The organism is Reichenbachiella sp., from assembly GCF_033344935.1.
Lineage (GTDB): Bacteria > Bacteroidota > Bacteroidia > Cytophagales > Cyclobacteriaceae > Reichenbachiella.
On record NZ_JAWPMM010000001.1, the window covers coordinates 1,000,348 to 1,017,360 of the forward strand.

Annotated in this window: 13 protein-coding genes; 11 read left to right on the forward strand and 2 right to left on the reverse strand. The window is 42.2% G+C overall.

Annotation, left to right across the window (positions count from 1 at the left end; all coding sequences use genetic code 11):
- The first annotated feature begins 18 nt into the window (after window positions 1–18).
- Complete coding sequence (locus tag R8N23_RS04295) at window positions 19–6,393, forward strand: Ig-like domain-containing protein (protein WP_318170331.1); 6,375 nt, start codon at window positions 19–21, stop codon at window positions 6,391–6,393.
- Between the two features lie 357 nt (window positions 6,394–6,750).
- Here the strand turns inward: R8N23_RS04295 and R8N23_RS04300 are convergent, their stop codons facing one another.
- Complete coding sequence (locus R8N23_RS04300; RefSeq protein ID WP_318170332.1) at window positions 6,751–7,125, reverse strand: co-chaperone GroES family protein; 375 nt, start codon at window positions 7,123–7,125, stop codon at window positions 6,751–6,753.
- Between the two features lie 195 nt (window positions 7,126–7,320).
- On the opposite strand from R8N23_RS04300, the gene R8N23_RS04305 reads away from it, so the two are divergent.
- From R8N23_RS04305 to R8N23_RS04325, 5 genes are all read left to right on the forward strand, one after another.
- On the forward strand, window positions 7,321–8,202 hold the full coding sequence (locus tag R8N23_RS04305) for an aldose 1-epimerase family protein (RefSeq protein WP_318170333.1): 882 nt from the start codon (window positions 7,321–7,323) through the stop codon (window positions 8,200–8,202).
- On the forward strand, window positions 8,168–9,070 hold the full coding sequence (locus R8N23_RS04310; protein WP_318170334.1) for a DUF1684 domain-containing protein: 903 nt from the start codon (window positions 8,168–8,170) through the stop codon (window positions 9,068–9,070). The genes R8N23_RS04305 and R8N23_RS04310 overlap by 35 nt, the downstream gene beginning before the upstream one ends.
- Window positions 9,067–9,387, forward strand: a complete 321-nt coding sequence (locus R8N23_RS04315) for a cupin domain-containing protein (RefSeq protein ID WP_318170335.1) — start codon at window positions 9,067–9,069, stop codon at window positions 9,385–9,387. The genes R8N23_RS04310 and R8N23_RS04315 overlap by 4 nt, the downstream gene beginning before the upstream one ends.
- Before the next feature lie 72 nt (window positions 9,388–9,459).
- Window positions 9,460–9,708: a hypothetical protein gene (locus R8N23_RS04320; protein WP_318170336.1), complete on the forward strand. Its 249-nt coding sequence runs from the start codon at window positions 9,460–9,462 to the stop codon at window positions 9,706–9,708.
- Window positions 9,709–9,714: 6 nt separating this feature from the next.
- Window positions 9,715–9,960 carry a hypothetical protein gene (locus R8N23_RS04325; RefSeq protein ID WP_318170337.1) on the forward strand — a complete coding sequence of 82 codons (246 nt, stop codon included), beginning with the start codon at window positions 9,715–9,717 and terminating at the stop codon, window positions 9,958–9,960.
- 99 nt (window positions 9,961–10,059) lie between these two features.
- Here the strand turns inward: R8N23_RS04325 and R8N23_RS04330 are convergent, their stop codons facing one another.
- Complete coding sequence (locus R8N23_RS04330) at window positions 10,060–10,566, reverse strand: metallophosphoesterase family protein (protein ID WP_318170338.1); 507 nt, start codon at window positions 10,564–10,566, stop codon at window positions 10,060–10,062.
- A gap of 103 nt (window positions 10,567–10,669) precedes the next feature.
- Between R8N23_RS04330 and R8N23_RS04335 the strand changes: the two genes are divergently transcribed.
- The 5 genes from R8N23_RS04335 (at window position 10,670) to R8N23_RS04355 (ending at window position 17,009) form a co-directional block, all read left to right on the forward strand.
- Window positions 10,670–11,197 (forward strand): 3-hydroxyanthranilate 3,4-dioxygenase, encoded by a 528-nt coding sequence (locus tag R8N23_RS04335; RefSeq protein WP_318170339.1) that lies wholly within the window; start codon window positions 10,670–10,672, stop codon window positions 11,195–11,197.
- A 93-nt stretch (window positions 11,198–11,290) separates the two neighbouring features.
- Window positions 11,291–12,598 carry a kynureninase gene (kynU, locus tag R8N23_RS04340; protein WP_318170340.1) on the forward strand — a complete coding sequence of 436 codons (1,308 nt, stop codon included), beginning with the start codon at window positions 11,291–11,293 and terminating at the stop codon, window positions 12,596–12,598.
- 110 nt (window positions 12,599–12,708) lie between these two features.
- A complete protein-coding gene (gene nirB, locus R8N23_RS04345) occupies window positions 12,709–15,213 on the forward strand; it encodes a nitrite reductase large subunit NirB (RefSeq protein WP_318170341.1) in 2,505 nt (834 codons plus the stop codon).
- A 7-nt stretch (window positions 15,214–15,220) separates the two neighbouring features.
- A complete protein-coding gene (gene nirD, locus R8N23_RS04350; RefSeq protein WP_318170342.1) occupies window positions 15,221–15,595 on the forward strand; it encodes a nitrite reductase small subunit NirD in 375 nt (124 codons plus the stop codon).
- A 40-nt stretch (window positions 15,596–15,635) separates the two neighbouring features.
- On the forward strand, window positions 15,636–17,009 hold the full coding sequence (locus tag R8N23_RS04355; protein ID WP_318170343.1) for an ATP-binding protein: 1,374 nt from the start codon (window positions 15,636–15,638) through the stop codon (window positions 17,007–17,009).
- The last annotated feature ends 4 nt before the right edge of the window (window positions 17,010–17,013 follow it).

Sequence of the window (17,013 nt, forward strand, 5' to 3'; positions counted from 1 at the left end):
TCTAAACTTTATGCTATCATGAAAAAAATCAAGACATTTCTTGCTTTATGTTTGGGGCTAACAATAACCATTCAAGCACAAACCTACGATTTCGCATTACATCTAGCGAAAGCACAAAACGTCAAAATTATTGATGTCGCACGAGATGACTCAGGCAACTATTACATCATTTGCTCCTTTTATGGTTCCAACTTGCCAGATTTGGATCCATCTGCTTCTGTAGTGAATCCGCCTGATCCATTTGATCATGCTTCAGATGACTTTTTTGCAGATGCATTATTGGCCAAGTATGACAACGACGGAAACTATTTATGGTCCCGAGCTGCATATACCACAACAGCCGGGCTCGGAGGAGGAGATTCTGGATTGAGATTTACAGATGTAGAAGTGAACTCTAATGGGGATGTCTTGGTATTGGGTGGAATAAAAGGAGGAGCCCGTTTCACATCTGGATTTCAGGTGGCTGGTGCGACTACCGTTTCTAGCACGCATGAAAGAGCATTTATTCAGGGTTATTCTTCTACCGGAACTGACATTTTACAAATCGACACGGGTGGCTCTCAAATTTCTGCAGGAGCATCAGGTGAGGCCATGCATATCGATGCTTCAGATAATATTTACATCACTGGAGAATTTATGGATGATGTCTTTGGCTTAGATGGCCATTTTGACCCGGTTATGTCTTATTATGCCAAATACAATAGTAGTGGAGTATTGCAGCAAGCAATCAATACGCTCAATGTAGCTTACAACAGTGGTACACCTAACGACTCCAAAGATATTTATGTAGATGGATCAGGAAATGTTTACGTGACAGGTGTTTTCGAGGGGACTACGGATTTTGACCCATCAACAGGTACATCTACTTTTACAGGAGAGTCCAGTGGCGACACATATATTGCCAAATATAGCAGCAGTGGGACTCTAACTTGGAAAAGCCATGTAAATAACAATACTGGATTGGAATTAGGTTATGAAATTGAACCTTTATCAGATGGAAATTTAGTCTTGAGAAGATATGATGCAAACGACGGACACGGGCTGGTGGAATGCAATGCAACAAATGGTAGTATATCTTCAATTGTGGATGTGTCTTATGCTTTAAATGATGTATTTGTTTCTGCTGATGATAATTTATATCTCACTGGAAAAGATAATGGTATCGTATTTGAAAAAAGATCTTCAGCTGGTGTTCAGGAGTATTCATATACTATCGGATCCACCAACACTTTGAATTATGGCGCTCGAATTATAGAAAGCAGTGGTATTGTAGACCTATTTGCATTCCAGAAGACCACTGGAGATTTGGATCCGACAACAGGTACAGCTTCTACCGTAGGTGAAGGGTCTATCATGGTGAGGTTTGATGAAAATGATAATGTATGGCCTACGCTTTCCAGCAAATCGCCTACAGATGATAATCAAAGTGTGGCTATCAATGATAATATTGTTCTCACATTTAGTGAAGATGTGAAATGGGGCGCAGGAAAAATCAGATTATATGATTCGAAAGGTGCGATTACCGATTATTCCAATAGCCAAAATACCAGCAGGGTAACGATTTCAAACAACGTAGTCACGATAGACCCTCAGGAGAATTTTGAATATAACCTGGATTACTATATCACTATTGAAGACGATGCGATCCTGGATATTGCTGGGAACGCCTATGCAGGTTTTTCCAGTGAAACCAGCTGGAATTTCAAAACTGTAAGCATAGGCCAGGCACCAACGGATATTCAAATTTCAGCGAACAGTTTCGACGAAGATACACCGAGTAGTACTTTTTTGGCTGATGTTACCGGATCAGACCCTGATGGGAATCTGAATTATTTCGAACTGCTGGATATGACTGCTTCAGGCACAGCCTATGATGATTTTTATTTGTCCAATGGCAAGCTATATGTGGGTTATGGTGATTACGACTATGCGACTAAAAGCAGCTATGCCATTCGAATACAAGCAGTAGATGATTACAACAATACCTTCGAAAAAGACTTCACACTTTATGTAAACGATCCCAACCCGGATAACGAAGGACCTACGGTTTTGTCAACGACACCTGCGGATGATGCAACTAACGTGGATGTCAACTTTGGAACTTATGTATTGCATATGTCCGAGCCCGTGAAAGTAGCGGATGCCCCTGGTATTGCCGGTACTAACTACTTTTTAGAGTTAGCTCGTGGCCCGCTGGGTAGTACACATCAGCTGATAAAGCGATTCGATGTACAGAATTCTAACGATGTAGAAATAGATGGGAGTACAATAACACTAAAAAATATTCCTCAACTAGACCATAATACAGCACATTGGGTGAGATATTATGCTCCGACCCCAGCAATAACAGATGAAGCAGGTAATGCTATGCAGCAATACATCAGCACAAATGCATTTCCGTTTACCACTGAGGCGGTATCACCTCCTGTATTGCAAAGCAAATCGCCACATAATGTAAGCACCGTTGCTGTAGATGCCAGTTTTGTGTTGCAATTTGACGAATCCGTACAACCAGGACCAGAAAATATCAATCCTGGAATTTGGCTAAGGTATGGTGCCGCTTCCATGGCGATTTCACTTATTGATCATGCTGTCTTCAACGGCAGTGAGATCACGATCACACCTCCCAATGAGTTATTGTATGATCAGGACTATTATATTGAAATACCGTCTGGTGTAATTAGGGATTTAGAGGGCACTTCGTACGCGGGCTTGACTGGCAATACGGAATGGTACTTTACTACAGAAGCAGAACCATTAGCACCTACTAATTTGAGTCCGGTAAATGGAGCCGACAATGTGCCTGTTGGTGATGACTTGGTACTTACTTTCCCGGAAAACGCTGATATAGGTAGTGGTACGCTGGCTATTTATCGTGCATCCGACAATGATTTTATAAGAAGCTGGTCTAACTTCAATGGTTCGACAATGACAATTGATGGAACTACAGTGACTTTCCATCAGCCTTCTGATTTACCTGCCAATACAGAAATGTATGTGCAAGTAAGTGATGGGTATTTGAGAGCTGATGCTGATGCTAATAATACTTGGGTAGGCATTAACGATAATACGACTTGGCGATTTACTACAGGTGCAGAAAACCCTGCGCCTAGTGTACAGTCTCTAAGTCCAGCGCATTTGTCGACAGGTGTTAATCTGGATTCTGATCTGGTATTGACCGCATCAGAGGATATTTTTATGACGGGTTCAGCTAATATTCTCATTTTGCAAGGCTCAACACCGGTAAAATCAATTCCAACTGATGACGCTTCTATAGAGGTGAATGGAGCAACGCTAACGATAACAGGCGCACTCAATGATTTAGATTATGAAACCGAATATTGGGTGTTTGTTCCAGGTTATGTGCTCAGCGATGACACAGGTAAGTATTTACCAGAAACAAGCAATAGCCTTTGGCGCTTTACCACATCGAAAGAATATATGCAGGTGCTTTCTTTTTCTCCAACGGGCACTACCGAACAGCCCAGGGCCACAGAGTTCAGCATAACATTTGATAGAGAGATAAGCTTAACAAGTGGAGCCGAAAGACTGTATATATATCCAGTTGGTAGTCATTCTGCCGTGGGTGCTTTGTCTAATAGTGACTTTGAAATTGATGGGACTACAGCCACAGCTGTAAGTTCAGTTTGGTTAGATTCTGACCAAGAATATTACGTGACTATGGATGAAGGCCTTTTTCTTGAAGCAGCTGATCCAACGGTTGAAAATACGCAAATAACAGCAGATGCCAATTGGAACTTTACGACTCGTATTAATGACGGAAACGGACCAATGCCCCAGACATATTCACCCGCCAATGGAGCCACTAAGGTGTCAAGGTTGGGAAGTGAGGTTTCTTTCGATATTACCTATAATGAGCCGGTATTTCTTGGAGCAACCAGCCAAAATGTAACCCTCTACAGGGAAGAGGGAGCTTCAGATTTTTTATATTATAATGTTGGCTCTGGAGCTACATTGAGTGAGGATGGTAGAACGGTCTCTTTTCATATTCCTTCGCATTACACCATGCACTATGACAAGGAGTACTATATTCTGATGAATGCTACTACCAATTTAGGTAAGCCGATCATATTTGATGCAGATGGCAATGGTGTGCCGGGTATTACCGATGATCAGGCTTGGCGTTTCACCACGCATGAGACCGCTCAGATTACTTCCTTTACACCTGCTGCTGGTACTACCGTGCCAGTAGATACTGAAATTAGCTTCGAGCTAAATAATGACATAGACGTAATGAGCGGGCCGGTGTACCTGAAATATTATGCAACTAATGGCACGGTGGCTACTATCAACATGCCTTCAGCCGATGCCGTGGCTGATGGCAATAAGGTGACATTTGACTTTGGTGAATTAGAGGAAGGTACCCACTACTGGGTGCAAATTCCTAACAGCTCATTCAGGGATGAGTTTAATCAGACGTTTAGTGCGGATGATAGAGATACCTGGCATTTTTATACAGAGGACATCACCAAACCTACCGTCTTGACCACAACTCCTGGACAAGATGATACTGATGTTAGTTTGTCAAATATTATTGAAGTGGAATGGTCAGAGACCATCATCGCTAGTGTGAGCGCGGGAGCACCTATTACCATCGTGGATGCAACGAATGATCAGGTATTAGAAACGATTACCAGTAACGCGAGAATCGATGTGCAAAATGGAAACCTGCTACGCATTAATCCCGAAAATGATCTTTCTGAGCAGATTTTGATTGAGGTTCATATAACCGAAGGTGTCGTAAAAGATGCTGCTGACAACTTGGCGGAGGCTTATGACTGGTCATTTACTACAGGCGACTTCACGGCACCTACCATTGCTTCTCTCTCCCCCATGCACGAAGCCACCGGCGTGGCTATCGATGCTGACTTGGTGCTTACTTTTAGTGAAGAAGTACAAAATGGAGGAGGTTACATTCGAGTGAAAGAAGTGGGCGGTTCGCCAGTGAAAGTAAGTGGTAGAATTGACTCCAACCCAGATCAGTTCACTTTGAGTGGAAACAAACTGACCATCCATCTGGCGAATGCCAATTTGGGGGCTTTGGCTCATGGCGTTAGCTATTATGTGCAAATCGACAATTCAGCCATTCAGGACCATGCAGGTAATTATTTCGCGGGTATTTCGGACGATGCCACCACCTGGAAATTTACCATCGAAAAAGAAGTTCAAACCATAGCTATTACACCGATTGCCGATCGCTTGACAACCGATGGCGCATTCGACGTGCAGGCGACAACTACCAGCAATTTGGCACTGAGCTACAATGTAATCAGCGGTCCAGCAACCAACAGTGGTAAGACGATTACCCCAACGGGAGAATCCGGAAATGTGGTGATCGAAGTGAGCCAGGCAGGTAATGATTATTATTATCCGGCTACCGAGACCGTGAGTTTCCGAATTACAGATCCATCAAAAGATGATCAAACCATCACTTTTGCTATAGCAGACCAAGTCTATGGTGGGGTGGTTGCGTTAAATGGAAGTACAGATAGTGGATTGCCAATTACCTACGAACTACTGAGCGGACCCGCCACAAGATCTGACAACCAGCTATCATTGACAGGGGTAGGTTCGGTAGTAGTAAGAGCAACCGCAGATGGAGATGATACTTACAATCCGGCTGAGCCCGTGGAGGTCACCTTTGATGTGAGTAAAGCCACCTTGACCGTCACTGCTAATGACAAATCAAAAACGTATAGTGAGTCTAATCCCGAACTTACTTTTGAGTATGATGGATTTGTGAACGGCGATGATGAAAGTGCGCTAAGTGAGATTCCAGAAGTCAGCACAGCAGCGACTGATGTCAGTGATGCCGGAGAGTATGCTATTACTTTGGGTGGCGGTACCGCCGACAACTATGCACTGACTTTGGTGAATGGAACCTTGACCATTGAAAAAGCCACGGCTACGGTGACGTTGTCTGACCTTACTTTCGATGAAGATGGTACCGCTAAATCTCCAACAGTTGTTACCGATCCAGCGGAGCTGACGGTGGTACTTACCTACGATGGTGCAAGTGAAGCGCCAAGTGAAGCAGGCACTTACGAAGTGGTGGCAACAATAGATGAAATCAATTATTCTGGTTCAGTTACAGCTACACTAACTATCAATGAAAATACCATAACAGGAGTACAACCTACAGCGAGATCGATTTCAGTATATCCAAACCCAACTTCAGATTGGATGGTGATTTCTGGAATTCACTCAGGGGTAATGAAAGTGTCATTGATTGATATAGATGGACGTACCGTACTATCTCAAGACATTTCTCCTAAGGAAAAAATGGATGTGTCTAGTTTAAAGACTGGACTCTACCTGCTCACACTTGATCACCAAAATATTACCACAACAACAAAGATCCTTATCCACTAATAAGCTAGGCATAAAGGTTTAGGATAGGTTAAGGGCAGCGTTGGCTGCCCTTTTTAGTTTTAATTTGAGCGCTTTTTCATTGGTCGATATTTGAGAATCATTCACCGAGTTTATTTAGGCTGATAAAGTTTGTGGCTTACCTTTGTCCTCGCATGTGAATATTCATGCACCCAGAAATAACAGCTAAGAATGAGAGAAATAGAGAAAAAACGCCCCGCCAAACTATTTGTGTCCACTAGTCAAAACTCTTTCACGGAAAAATTTATGGAATGGATACGACATACCTTGGTTTATTGCACACCGGGAGTGAATGTACTCGCCACTTCACTGGTTAGGATTACAAAATAGTAGAGGTAATTAAAGATCTTCCTCTCTTTCGAGCATCAGGATTGAAGCTTGAGGAACAATAAAGTATTTCTCTTTTTGGTAGATCACTTCAAAGGCACCGTTTTGAAGGAAAATTGCCAAATCACCCTCTTTCGCCTGCAAGGGAAGGTATTTTACTTTGTTCTCTTCAGGTTTCCAATCATCTTCATCCTCCATGGGCATAGGAATAGGGAGTCCAGGGCCGGTTTTCACAATATAGCCTGATTGTATTTTCTCTTTTTCCTTCACACCAGGAGGCAGAAACAATCCACTATCTGTTTTTTCAGCTTCTTTTTTGGGTTTGATCAGCACGCGATCACCCACCACTATTAACTTTTTTAATTTGTTGTCTGCTGTCAATTCCATGTGCTTTTCTTTAAGCCGCAAAAGTATAAGAAGTTTAAATTTTCGTAAAACCGAGAGCAAAAAAACAACTCAAATCTTGAGCTTCTTCTGGAGCAAGTCATAATTTTTTTATCCAATTCGATAACCAACTTCTGATTGTTATACGACAGTCTGGGATATTGATTATTTTGCATAACCATCTTAAACAAAACCAAAGTGAAATACTCGATCGAAAACGACCTATTCAAAGTAGAAGTTGATGAATGTGGTGCAGAGCTTTGTAGTATTTTGTCCAAAAAATCCGGACACGAATACATTTGGCAAGCCGACGAAAAGGTTTGGAAAGGCTCAGCACCTGTTCTGTTTCCTGTGATTGGAGCATTGAAGTCAGGAAGTTATATATTCAACGAAAAATCTTACGAATTACCAAAACATGGATTTGTTAGAAATAGTAACAAAGTTCGTTTGATCAATCGAACCAGGTCGAGGTTGTCTTTTATTCTGTCCAGTGATGAGGAAACCTTAGACATGTACCCGTTTAAGTTTGATTTGAAAGTGAGTTTTTTTCTGTTTGAAAGTAGACTTCAAATATTCCATGAAGTGGCCAATACGGGAGATGATCACATGTACTTTTCCCTTGGCGGCCACCCAGCTTTTAACTACCCATGGAAGGAGGGAGAAAACAAGGATGATTACTATTTAGAATTCGAAAGAAAAGAGAATAACTCAATATTTGTGATTTCTGAAAACGGTCTTCTTACCAAGGACGAATTGCCAATGATGGAGGAGACAAATAAGCTTCCATTGAAAAAAGGATTATTCGACAATGATGCTTTGATCTTTACAGAATTAAATTCTTCGGAGGTCAGCATCAAATCGAAAAGCTCAAAGGACAAAATCAGTGTTAATTTTGATGATTTCCCTTTTCTTGGCGTATGGTCGAAACCCAACGCTGATTTTCTCTGTATAGAACCTTGGGATGGACTGCCTGACTTTGAAGACTCAGATCAGGAGCTAACCAAAAAACCAGGAATCATTAAACTCGGACCAGGAAGTATCCATTATGCATCATACACTATTCAAATTTTTGAAGCTTAGCCTATCACTATTATTTTTCATTTCCATCTATTCATGCCAGCCGCAAGAAGTGCCGCTTTCGGAGGAGTATTTAAAGGCTGATGCCGAGTTTAGAGAACGCTTATCAAAAGGAAGAGACCATTACCTGAAGTTGGTGGGGCTGCATCCGCTGGTTCAGGGGACTAATTTATTTGGATCTTCCGAAGCAAATAACATTCAAATGAGCAGCAAAGGGTTACCGGCCACTATCGGTGCGGTGGAGCTTCAAGGAACTACGGCGGTATTTACAGCATCGGATAGTTTAAGTATTCAGCTTACAGCCAATGATTCTGTGGTCTCGATTTGGACCGACGCGTTTACCGAGTCTTCTGAGAATGGGACCATGCTCAAACACAACCAGATAGAGTGGCAGGTAATAAAAAGATTGGATGAATTTTTTTTGCGTGTAAAAGATCAAGAGGCCGAAACAGCGAAAGTATTTAAAGGTTTTGAGGCCTATCCATTGCAGAGTAAGTATGTGGTGGAAGCCGATTACACACCTTATACGGATACTAAAACTGAAGAAGTCAATACCCAGTTAGGAACCAATCAAGAAATGGATTTTTTAGGCGAATTGTCCTTTGAGTTGGATGGAAAATCATACAAGCTATCTGTAGGATTGGGAGGATTTTTGATTGTGGGGGATCAGACCAATGACGAAACTACCTATGGCGGGGGAAGGTATGTGTATGTAGATTTGCCAGAGGAGTCTGGAAAAGTGAAAATCGACTTTAATCGATTATACAATCCGCCTTGTGTGTACTCTGAATTTACTACTTGTCCTTTGCCCCCCACCCAAAATGTGCTGCCAATAAAAATTGAAGCTGGGGAAAAATATGCTCGCCTATGATTTTTCATGAAAGAGATCAACTAGAAACGAAAGAGTTAGTACAAGGTATTAGTGGTCAACTCATTCATACGGATACGTTATCCATTGGCTATTTTGATATTGCCAAGGGAGCTGTATTACCAGCGCACAGTCATGTGCATGAACAAATAACCAGCCTTTTGGAAGGTGAACTGGAAATGACGGTAGATGGTGAAACCAAAATCATGAAAGCTGGTCATGTAGCCACTATCCCTTCGAATGTAGTTCATTCGGCTCGAGCACTTACCGACTGCAAAGCGGTAGATGTTTTCAATCCAGTAAGGGAAGATTATAAGTAGCGGGAAGGAATTCCTAGATTTGCATTAGGGTTGATAATATTTTATATTTATAACTCTAAAAAACCAATCATTATGATCAAAAATATCACCATCGGAGTCCTCTCTTTTCTTATTGTATTTTTTGTTTTGTTCGCGAATATCAAAGCCAATGAGGCCGTCAAACAAACATTACTAGCCGAACTTAATTTGAAATTGGCCGAGGAAAATGAAACCAAAGCCAGAGAACAAGAACGAAAGGCAGTTGAGGCAGCGGCCAGAGCGATCATCGAACAACAAAAGGCTGTTGAACTTCAGCAGCAATTAGACGACTGTAATAAATAAAAAACGATGAAGAAAAATATCCTCATTGGTGTACTTGCAGCCTTGGTCTGTTATTCAATTGTCATAGCCAATGGCAAAGCCAGCGAGGCTGAACTCCAGAGAGTATCGGCTTTGGAAAACCTGGTAGTTGCCATGGAAAATGAGAATAAGGCAAAAGTTCAGGAACAAGCAGCTACAAAGGCGGCGGCAGAAGCACTGATAGCCCGGCGAAAGGTAGAAGAATTGCAACGTGCATTGGAGGTTTGTAAATAAATTGTATTCGACACAGCAGCTTCCGCCTTTGTGCGCGTGATCACCCACAAACACTAACAACTCCGGATTACAAGAGGTTTTAACAACGAAGGTTGGAAACTAGGCCTTCTGCGCTCTACTACCCAGCTTAACCACTTCCAAGTCCTTAGGTTTCCCCGCTTCAAGAGTGAATCGTAGCAAAGTTCTTTCCTTGTGAAATCCGTGACGTCCAGCAGCACCTGGGTTCATAAATAAGGTGCCGGGTCTTTTAGGGTCGTGCATGACGGTCAGAATATGAGAATGACCGCATATAAATAACTGAGGTAAATGTTTATTGATCAATCCTCTCACCCTCGGATTATATCTTGGTGGTTTTCCTCCGATGTGTGTCATATATACTTTCACACCCTCGCACATAAACATTTGATCCTCTGGAAATAATTGACGAACGTCTTGCCCGTCGATATTGCCATATACGCCGAGTGTAGGTTTGAATGCACCCAATTCCTCAATAAGAGCAGCTGTACCCACATCACCCGCATGCCATATTTGATCCACTTCTTTGAAATAATCAAATACTTTTGGATCCAAAAATCCGTGAGTATCAGAGATCAGTCCTATGCGCAAATTTTATTAGTTTTGATGGTGAACAATTTCCTGTTGAGCTGGTCCAACCCTCCAGAAATCAAAACTCGAAGTTGCCACTTTTTTCTAATTAAACAACGACACTATGCCCATTCGCAGACCATTCAATTTGAAAAAATGGATCGATGACAATCGAGATTTGCTCAAACCCCCTGTAAGTAATAAGAATCTTTACGTAGAAGCCGAAGACTATATCGTTATGATCGTAGGCGGACCGAACGCTCGAAAGGATTATCATTACAATGAAACCGAAGAGCTCTTTTATCAATTGCAAGGAGATATTACCGTTCGAATTCAAGAAGATGGTAAAGCTGTAGATATCGATATCAAAGAAGGGGAAATGTACCTACATCCAGCGAAAGTTCCTCATTCACCTATTCGCGGAGAAAACACTGTGGGGCTTGTGATCGAGCGAAAAAGAAATAGAGAAATGGACGATGGGCTCATTTGGTTTTGCGACAAGTGCAACACCAAATTGCACGAAACTTATTTCTACCTGACTAATGTAGAGAAAGATTTCCAGCCTAGATTCAAAGACTTTTATGCCTCTGAGGAATTACGTACCTGCAAAAACTGCGGACACATGATGGAAACTGACCCTCGGTTTGTATAGCTATTATAATTTTATTGTCATTTCGACGAAGGAGAAATCTCATCAGCGTCTAAGCTGTAGTTTTGGATATGCACCTTTGTTATCAATTTCTATATGCCAGTGATCCAATACCAAAACACATTATCCTTCGCTCAAACCTGCGACAACAACGATCCCCTTCGTTTGTACCGTGATCAATTTTACATCCCCCAGCATAATGGACAAGACTGTATATACCTCGTTGGAAACTCGCTTGGTCTACAACCAAAGTCTACTCGAAGTTATATAGAGCAAGAGCTACAAGACTGGCAAGACTTGGGCGTAGAAGGTCACTTCGACGAGGGAGCTACCCGCCCATGGTTTCACTACCACAAATTTCTCAAGAGCCATTTGGCCAAATTAGCCGGAGCTAAAGAAATGGAAGTGGTGTCTATGAACAGCCTCACAACCAATTTGCACTTGATGATGGTGTCCTTCTACAGACCCACAGCCAAGCGATTCAAAATCATCACCGAAGCAGGGGCCTTTCCTTCTGATCAGTATGCCTTAGAAACTCAATTGCATTTTCATGCCAACAAAGGCGGCGCAAAATTATTTGACCCAGCCGAGGCTTTGGTGGAATTAAAACCCAGTGAAGGCGAAGAAACATTGAGGACAGAAGATATTCTTGCTGCTATTGAAGAGCACAAAGATGAATTGGCCTTAGTCATGATGGCGGGTGTGCAATACTATACCGGGCAGCTGTTTGATATTTCTACTATTACTAAAAAAGGGCATGAATGTGGGGCATTGGTGGGTTTTGATCTGGCCCATGCTTTTGGAAACGTTCCACTCAATCTCCATGATGACCAAGTTGATTTTGCTGTTTGGTGTTCATATAAGTATCTGAACTCTGGACCAGGTAGTGTGTCGGGCATCTTCGTGCATGAGCGTCACAGCAAAAAACCTGACTTGCCACGATTTGCTGGCTGGTGGGGGCACGATGAGTCACAAAGGTTTCAAATGAAGAAAGGTTTTGTGCCTATGGAGGGTGCGGATGCGTGGCAGCTGAGCAATGTGAATGTATTGCCGAGTGCCGCTCATTTGGCCTCTTTGGAAATATTTTCAGAAGCAGGAATTGAGAATTTGAGAAAAAAAAGTATTGAACTGACTGGTTATATGGAGTTCTTGCTGAATGAGCTCAACGGTGAGGAGGAAAAAATTCAAATTATTACACCTGCTGATCCTAAACAGCGCGGCGCGCAGCTTTCACTCTGTTTGGCTCACGGCGGTAAAGATTTATTCAACAAACTAGGAGAAAACGGCATCATCGCAGACTGGCGAGAGCCCAATGTCATCCGAGTGGCAGCTGTTCCTATGTACAATAGGTTCGAAGACGTCTGGAGGTTTGTGGATTTACTAAAAAAACTGCTTATCTCTTAGCATTACAAGAAATCGACATTACGTAGTAATCACTCAATATTGAAATTAACTACGTAAATATTTTTCATTACTTAGAAGAACTACGTATTTTTACGTAATAAATCTAAGATATGGAAAAGATCATAGTTATTGGCAACGGAATGGTAGGGTACAAGTTTTGCGAAAAACTGCGTGCTAAGGCTTCCAAGGAACAATTTTCAATAAAAGTATTCGGTGAAGAGCCCAATGTGGCTTACGATAGAGTACACCTCAGTGAGTACTTTTCAAATCAATCTGTCTCTGATTTGGAGATGGCTCCTCGAAATTGGTACGTAGAAAATGACATCGAGCTGATCACCGGCGAGTTGATTATCAATATAGATCGAGAAAATAAAAAAGTAACTAGTCATACCGGCTTAGAGGAATCTTACGATAAGTTGGTTTTGGCCACAGGGTCAAGTGCTTTTGTACCGCCGATCAAAGGTTCGGAAATGCAGGGCGTGTTCGTATATCGTACGATCGAAGATTTAGAAGCCATCATCGAGTATGGCAAGAGTTCAAAAAAAGCAGCTGTGTTAGGTGGAGGTCTTTTAGGACTAGAAGCAGCTAAAGCGATGCTCGATTTGAATCAAGAAACACATGTGATCGAATTTGCCTCTCGTTTGATGCCAAGACAATTGGATCAAGGTGGATCTGATGCTTTGAAAGCCAAAATGGAGGATCTGGGTGTGAATATTCATATGAATCGAAACACGGCCAGCATCTTGGGTGAAGATAAAATGACTGGTTTGGAATTCACGGACGGTCAATTATTGGCAGCGGATATGCTAGTGATCTCATGCGGTATCAAGCCAAGAGACGAGTTGGCTACACAGTGCGGGTTGGAAGTGGGGCAACGAGGAGGAATAGTAGTCAATGACCTACTCGAAACGACAGATAAAGATATTTATGCCATTGGCGAATGCGCTTTGCACAAAAACTTCATTTACGGTCTGGTGGCTCCAGGTTACGAGATGGCCGATGTTGTAGTTGATCAATTACTCCAAGGCGAAGAGAAAGCTTTCGATAGCTATGACATGTCGACTAAGTTGAAGTTGATTGGTGTGGATGTGGCCAGTTTCGGAGATGCCTTGTGTGAAAATGTGCCTCACAAGCCTATAGTATTCGAAGACAATCTTGAAGGCATTTATAAAAGAATCAATATCTCAGAAGATGGTAAAAAACTTCTCGGAGGTATATTGGTAGGGGATGCGGAAGCGTATGGGATGCTCCTACAGGTGACACTCAATGGCATGGCTTTACCTCCAAATCCTGAAGACTTGATCTTGGGTAGTCGAGGTGGTGAGTCTGCCGAAATGGAACTTCCAGACACAGCACAGATTTGCTCTTGCGAAAACGTGACCAAAGGAGATATCTGCAAAGCAGTAGTAGACCAAAACCTGGAAAATATCGCGGATGTAAAAGCTTGTACCAAAGCGGGCACGGGTTGTGGGGCTTGTACGCCAATGGTGACTGACATTTTCAACGATCAGTTGAAATCCATGGGCAAAACAGTCAAAAAAGTATTGTGTGAGCATTTCGAATATTCTCGTCAGGAGTTGTTCGATTTGATCAAAGTAAAAGGAATCAAGAGTTACGATGACCTCCTAGATGCACATGGATCGGGCGATGGTTGTGAAGTTTGTAAGCCAGCAGTGGCTTCGTTGATGGCGAGTATCTGGAATGAGTTGATATTGAATCAAGACACGATTCAAGACACCAATGACAGATTCTTAGCCAATATTCAAAAAGGAGGATCGTACTCTGTGGTGCCTAGAATCCCTGGTGGAGAAATTACTCCAGACAAGCTAATTGTTATTGGCCAGGTAGCTAAAAAATATAACCTGTATACCAAAATCACAGGTGGTCAGCGTATCGATTTATTCGGTGCTTCAGTCAACCAATTGCCAGACATTTGGGAAGAATTGATTGACGCTGGATTTGAGAGTGGACATGCTTATGGTAAGTCATTGAGAACGGTGAAAAGCTGTGTAGGGTCATCATGGTGTAGATATGGGTTGCACGATTCAGTGTCATTTGCTATCGAAGTAGAAGAAAGATACAGAGGCTTGCGTTCGCCACACAAACTGAAGAGTGCAGTGTCAGGATGTAGAAGAGAATGTGCTGAAGCATTGAGCAAGGATTTTGGAATTATTGCGACAGAAGTGGGTTGGAACCTTTACGTCTGTGGAAACGGCGGTTCGAATCCTCAGCATGCGCTGCTGCTAGCCGGTGATATCGACTCTGAGACTTGTCTGAAATACATCGATAGATTCTTGATGTTCTACATCAAAACAGCCGAGCCACTTAACAGAACAGCCACCTGGCTGAACAAGTTGGAAGGCGGAATAGAATATTTGAAGCAAGTAGTAGTAGAAGATTCATTGGGCATTGGGGCTGATCTCGAAAGAGAAATGGATTTCATGGTTGACACTTACAAGTGTGAGTGGAAAGAAGTAGTGAACAATCCTGAATTGAGAAAGAAGTTTACCCATTTCGTGAATGCGGATATTCCTGATCCGACAATGAAATTCGAAGATTTCAGAGGACAAAAGAAACCAGTAGACTGGGACAAAGAATTGGTAGAAAGCAAATAATAAGGCAATGACTGAAACAATAGAATATAAAACGGTAACTGCCGAAGAAGTAGGTGCTTGGGTAGAAGTAGCCGCTGAAAAAGATTTTCCGACTAATGGAGGAGTTTGTGCAGAACATAATGGATTACAAGTAGCGGTATTCAATTTCTCAAGAAGAAAGGAATGGTACGCTACACAAAACCTCTGCCCGCACAAGCAGCAAATGATTTTGAGCAGAGGCATGCTGGGATCAGAAGGCGAAGAACCCAAAGTGGCTTGTCCTTTTCATAAGCAGACCTTTTCATTGAAAGATGGAAAAAACTTAAATGGAGATCATTGTGCCTTGGCTACGTATCCAGTTAAGGTAGAAAATGGGTATGTTTACGTAGGATTTAAGAACTAATTCAGTAGAAATCACAATTTTTGCATCAAAGTAATATCACTTGAAAAAGACGCAGGCACTAAGCAAACTGGTTAGAATATTTATGGCAGCTTCCTTTGGAGTTGCCTTTTTAGCCGTTATTGGCCAGTTTTTACTGCTGGAATATCTAGAAGTACAGCATGTCAGTCAGCCACAGCTCATTTTCATCGCCTTAGTAGTTTTTTTGCTTTTGGTCGCCTTTGGTACCATCATGCGGCCGGCCTACTTAGATTTCAAATCGATTTATGCAGCGCTGATCGAATCGGAAGAATCGGCCAAGCGTATGACTGCCGAATTGAACAAGCTGTACAATGAGCTGGGTAAGTCTTATCAAGACCTGGAAGCAGTCAACCTGGTGCAGGAAGATCCAAGTACTCTTCTGAAACTAAAAGCAGACGGAGAAATCGAATACCTTTCGGATCGCTTCAAGCAAATCATGTCTGTGAATGGTGAAGGCTTTGCCAAAAATCTATTTGATTGGTTCAAAGAAGAAAATCTGAATGACGACTTTATCACCAGCTTAAGAAATATCCTATCTAGAGGAGAAGCCTGGAACGGAGAAATCAATGTGACCGACTTGGATGGTGATCTCATCTGGTTGGACATGTCTATGCAACCCGTGACAAATGGAGTGACTGGAGAAACGAAAATCTTAGCCATTGGGCGCGATGTCACGGAAGTAAAAGAAGCCAAGCAGCGCTCTCGAGAAATCAATCGCGAAGCGATAGAAAAGCGCGTGAAAGAACAGCAGTATCGTTCGGTTTTGATTCTGGAAGGACAAGAAGAAGAAAGAAAGCGGATTTCGCAAGAAATACACGATGGCATTGGCCAAATGCTTACGGGATTGAAACTCAACTTAGAAGGAATTACACCTTCGGATTCTCCACATATGAAGAAAAGAATCCGAGATACAAAAGACTTGATGAAGAGCGTGATCAAGGAAGTGCGCCGCGTGTCATTCAACTTAACCCCGAGCAGTTTGGTGGATTTTGGTATCACGCCAGCCATGAAAAAAATCAGTCAAGAGGTGACGGCATTGTCCAACACTGTGGTTGAGTTCGACAACAAAACCAACTTCATCAATCGACTGGATAAAAATGTGGAAACTAACTTGTACCGAATCGTACAAGAAGCAGTAAACAACGGCATTAAATATGCCCAAGCGGACAAAATTGTGATTAGCTTTGAACACAACCCATCGCATTTAATAGTTGTTGTAGAAGACAATGGAAAAGGCTTTGAGTTTGAGAAGCTAGAGAAAACCGGGCATTTCGGTGCGTCCGGACATGGTATATTCAATATGAAAGAAAGAGCGGCCTTTATTAATGGCTCTTTCGATATTCAAACAAAACTCGGGGTAGGAACGAAAATTATTATCAAACTACCTTTAAGCTAGACTT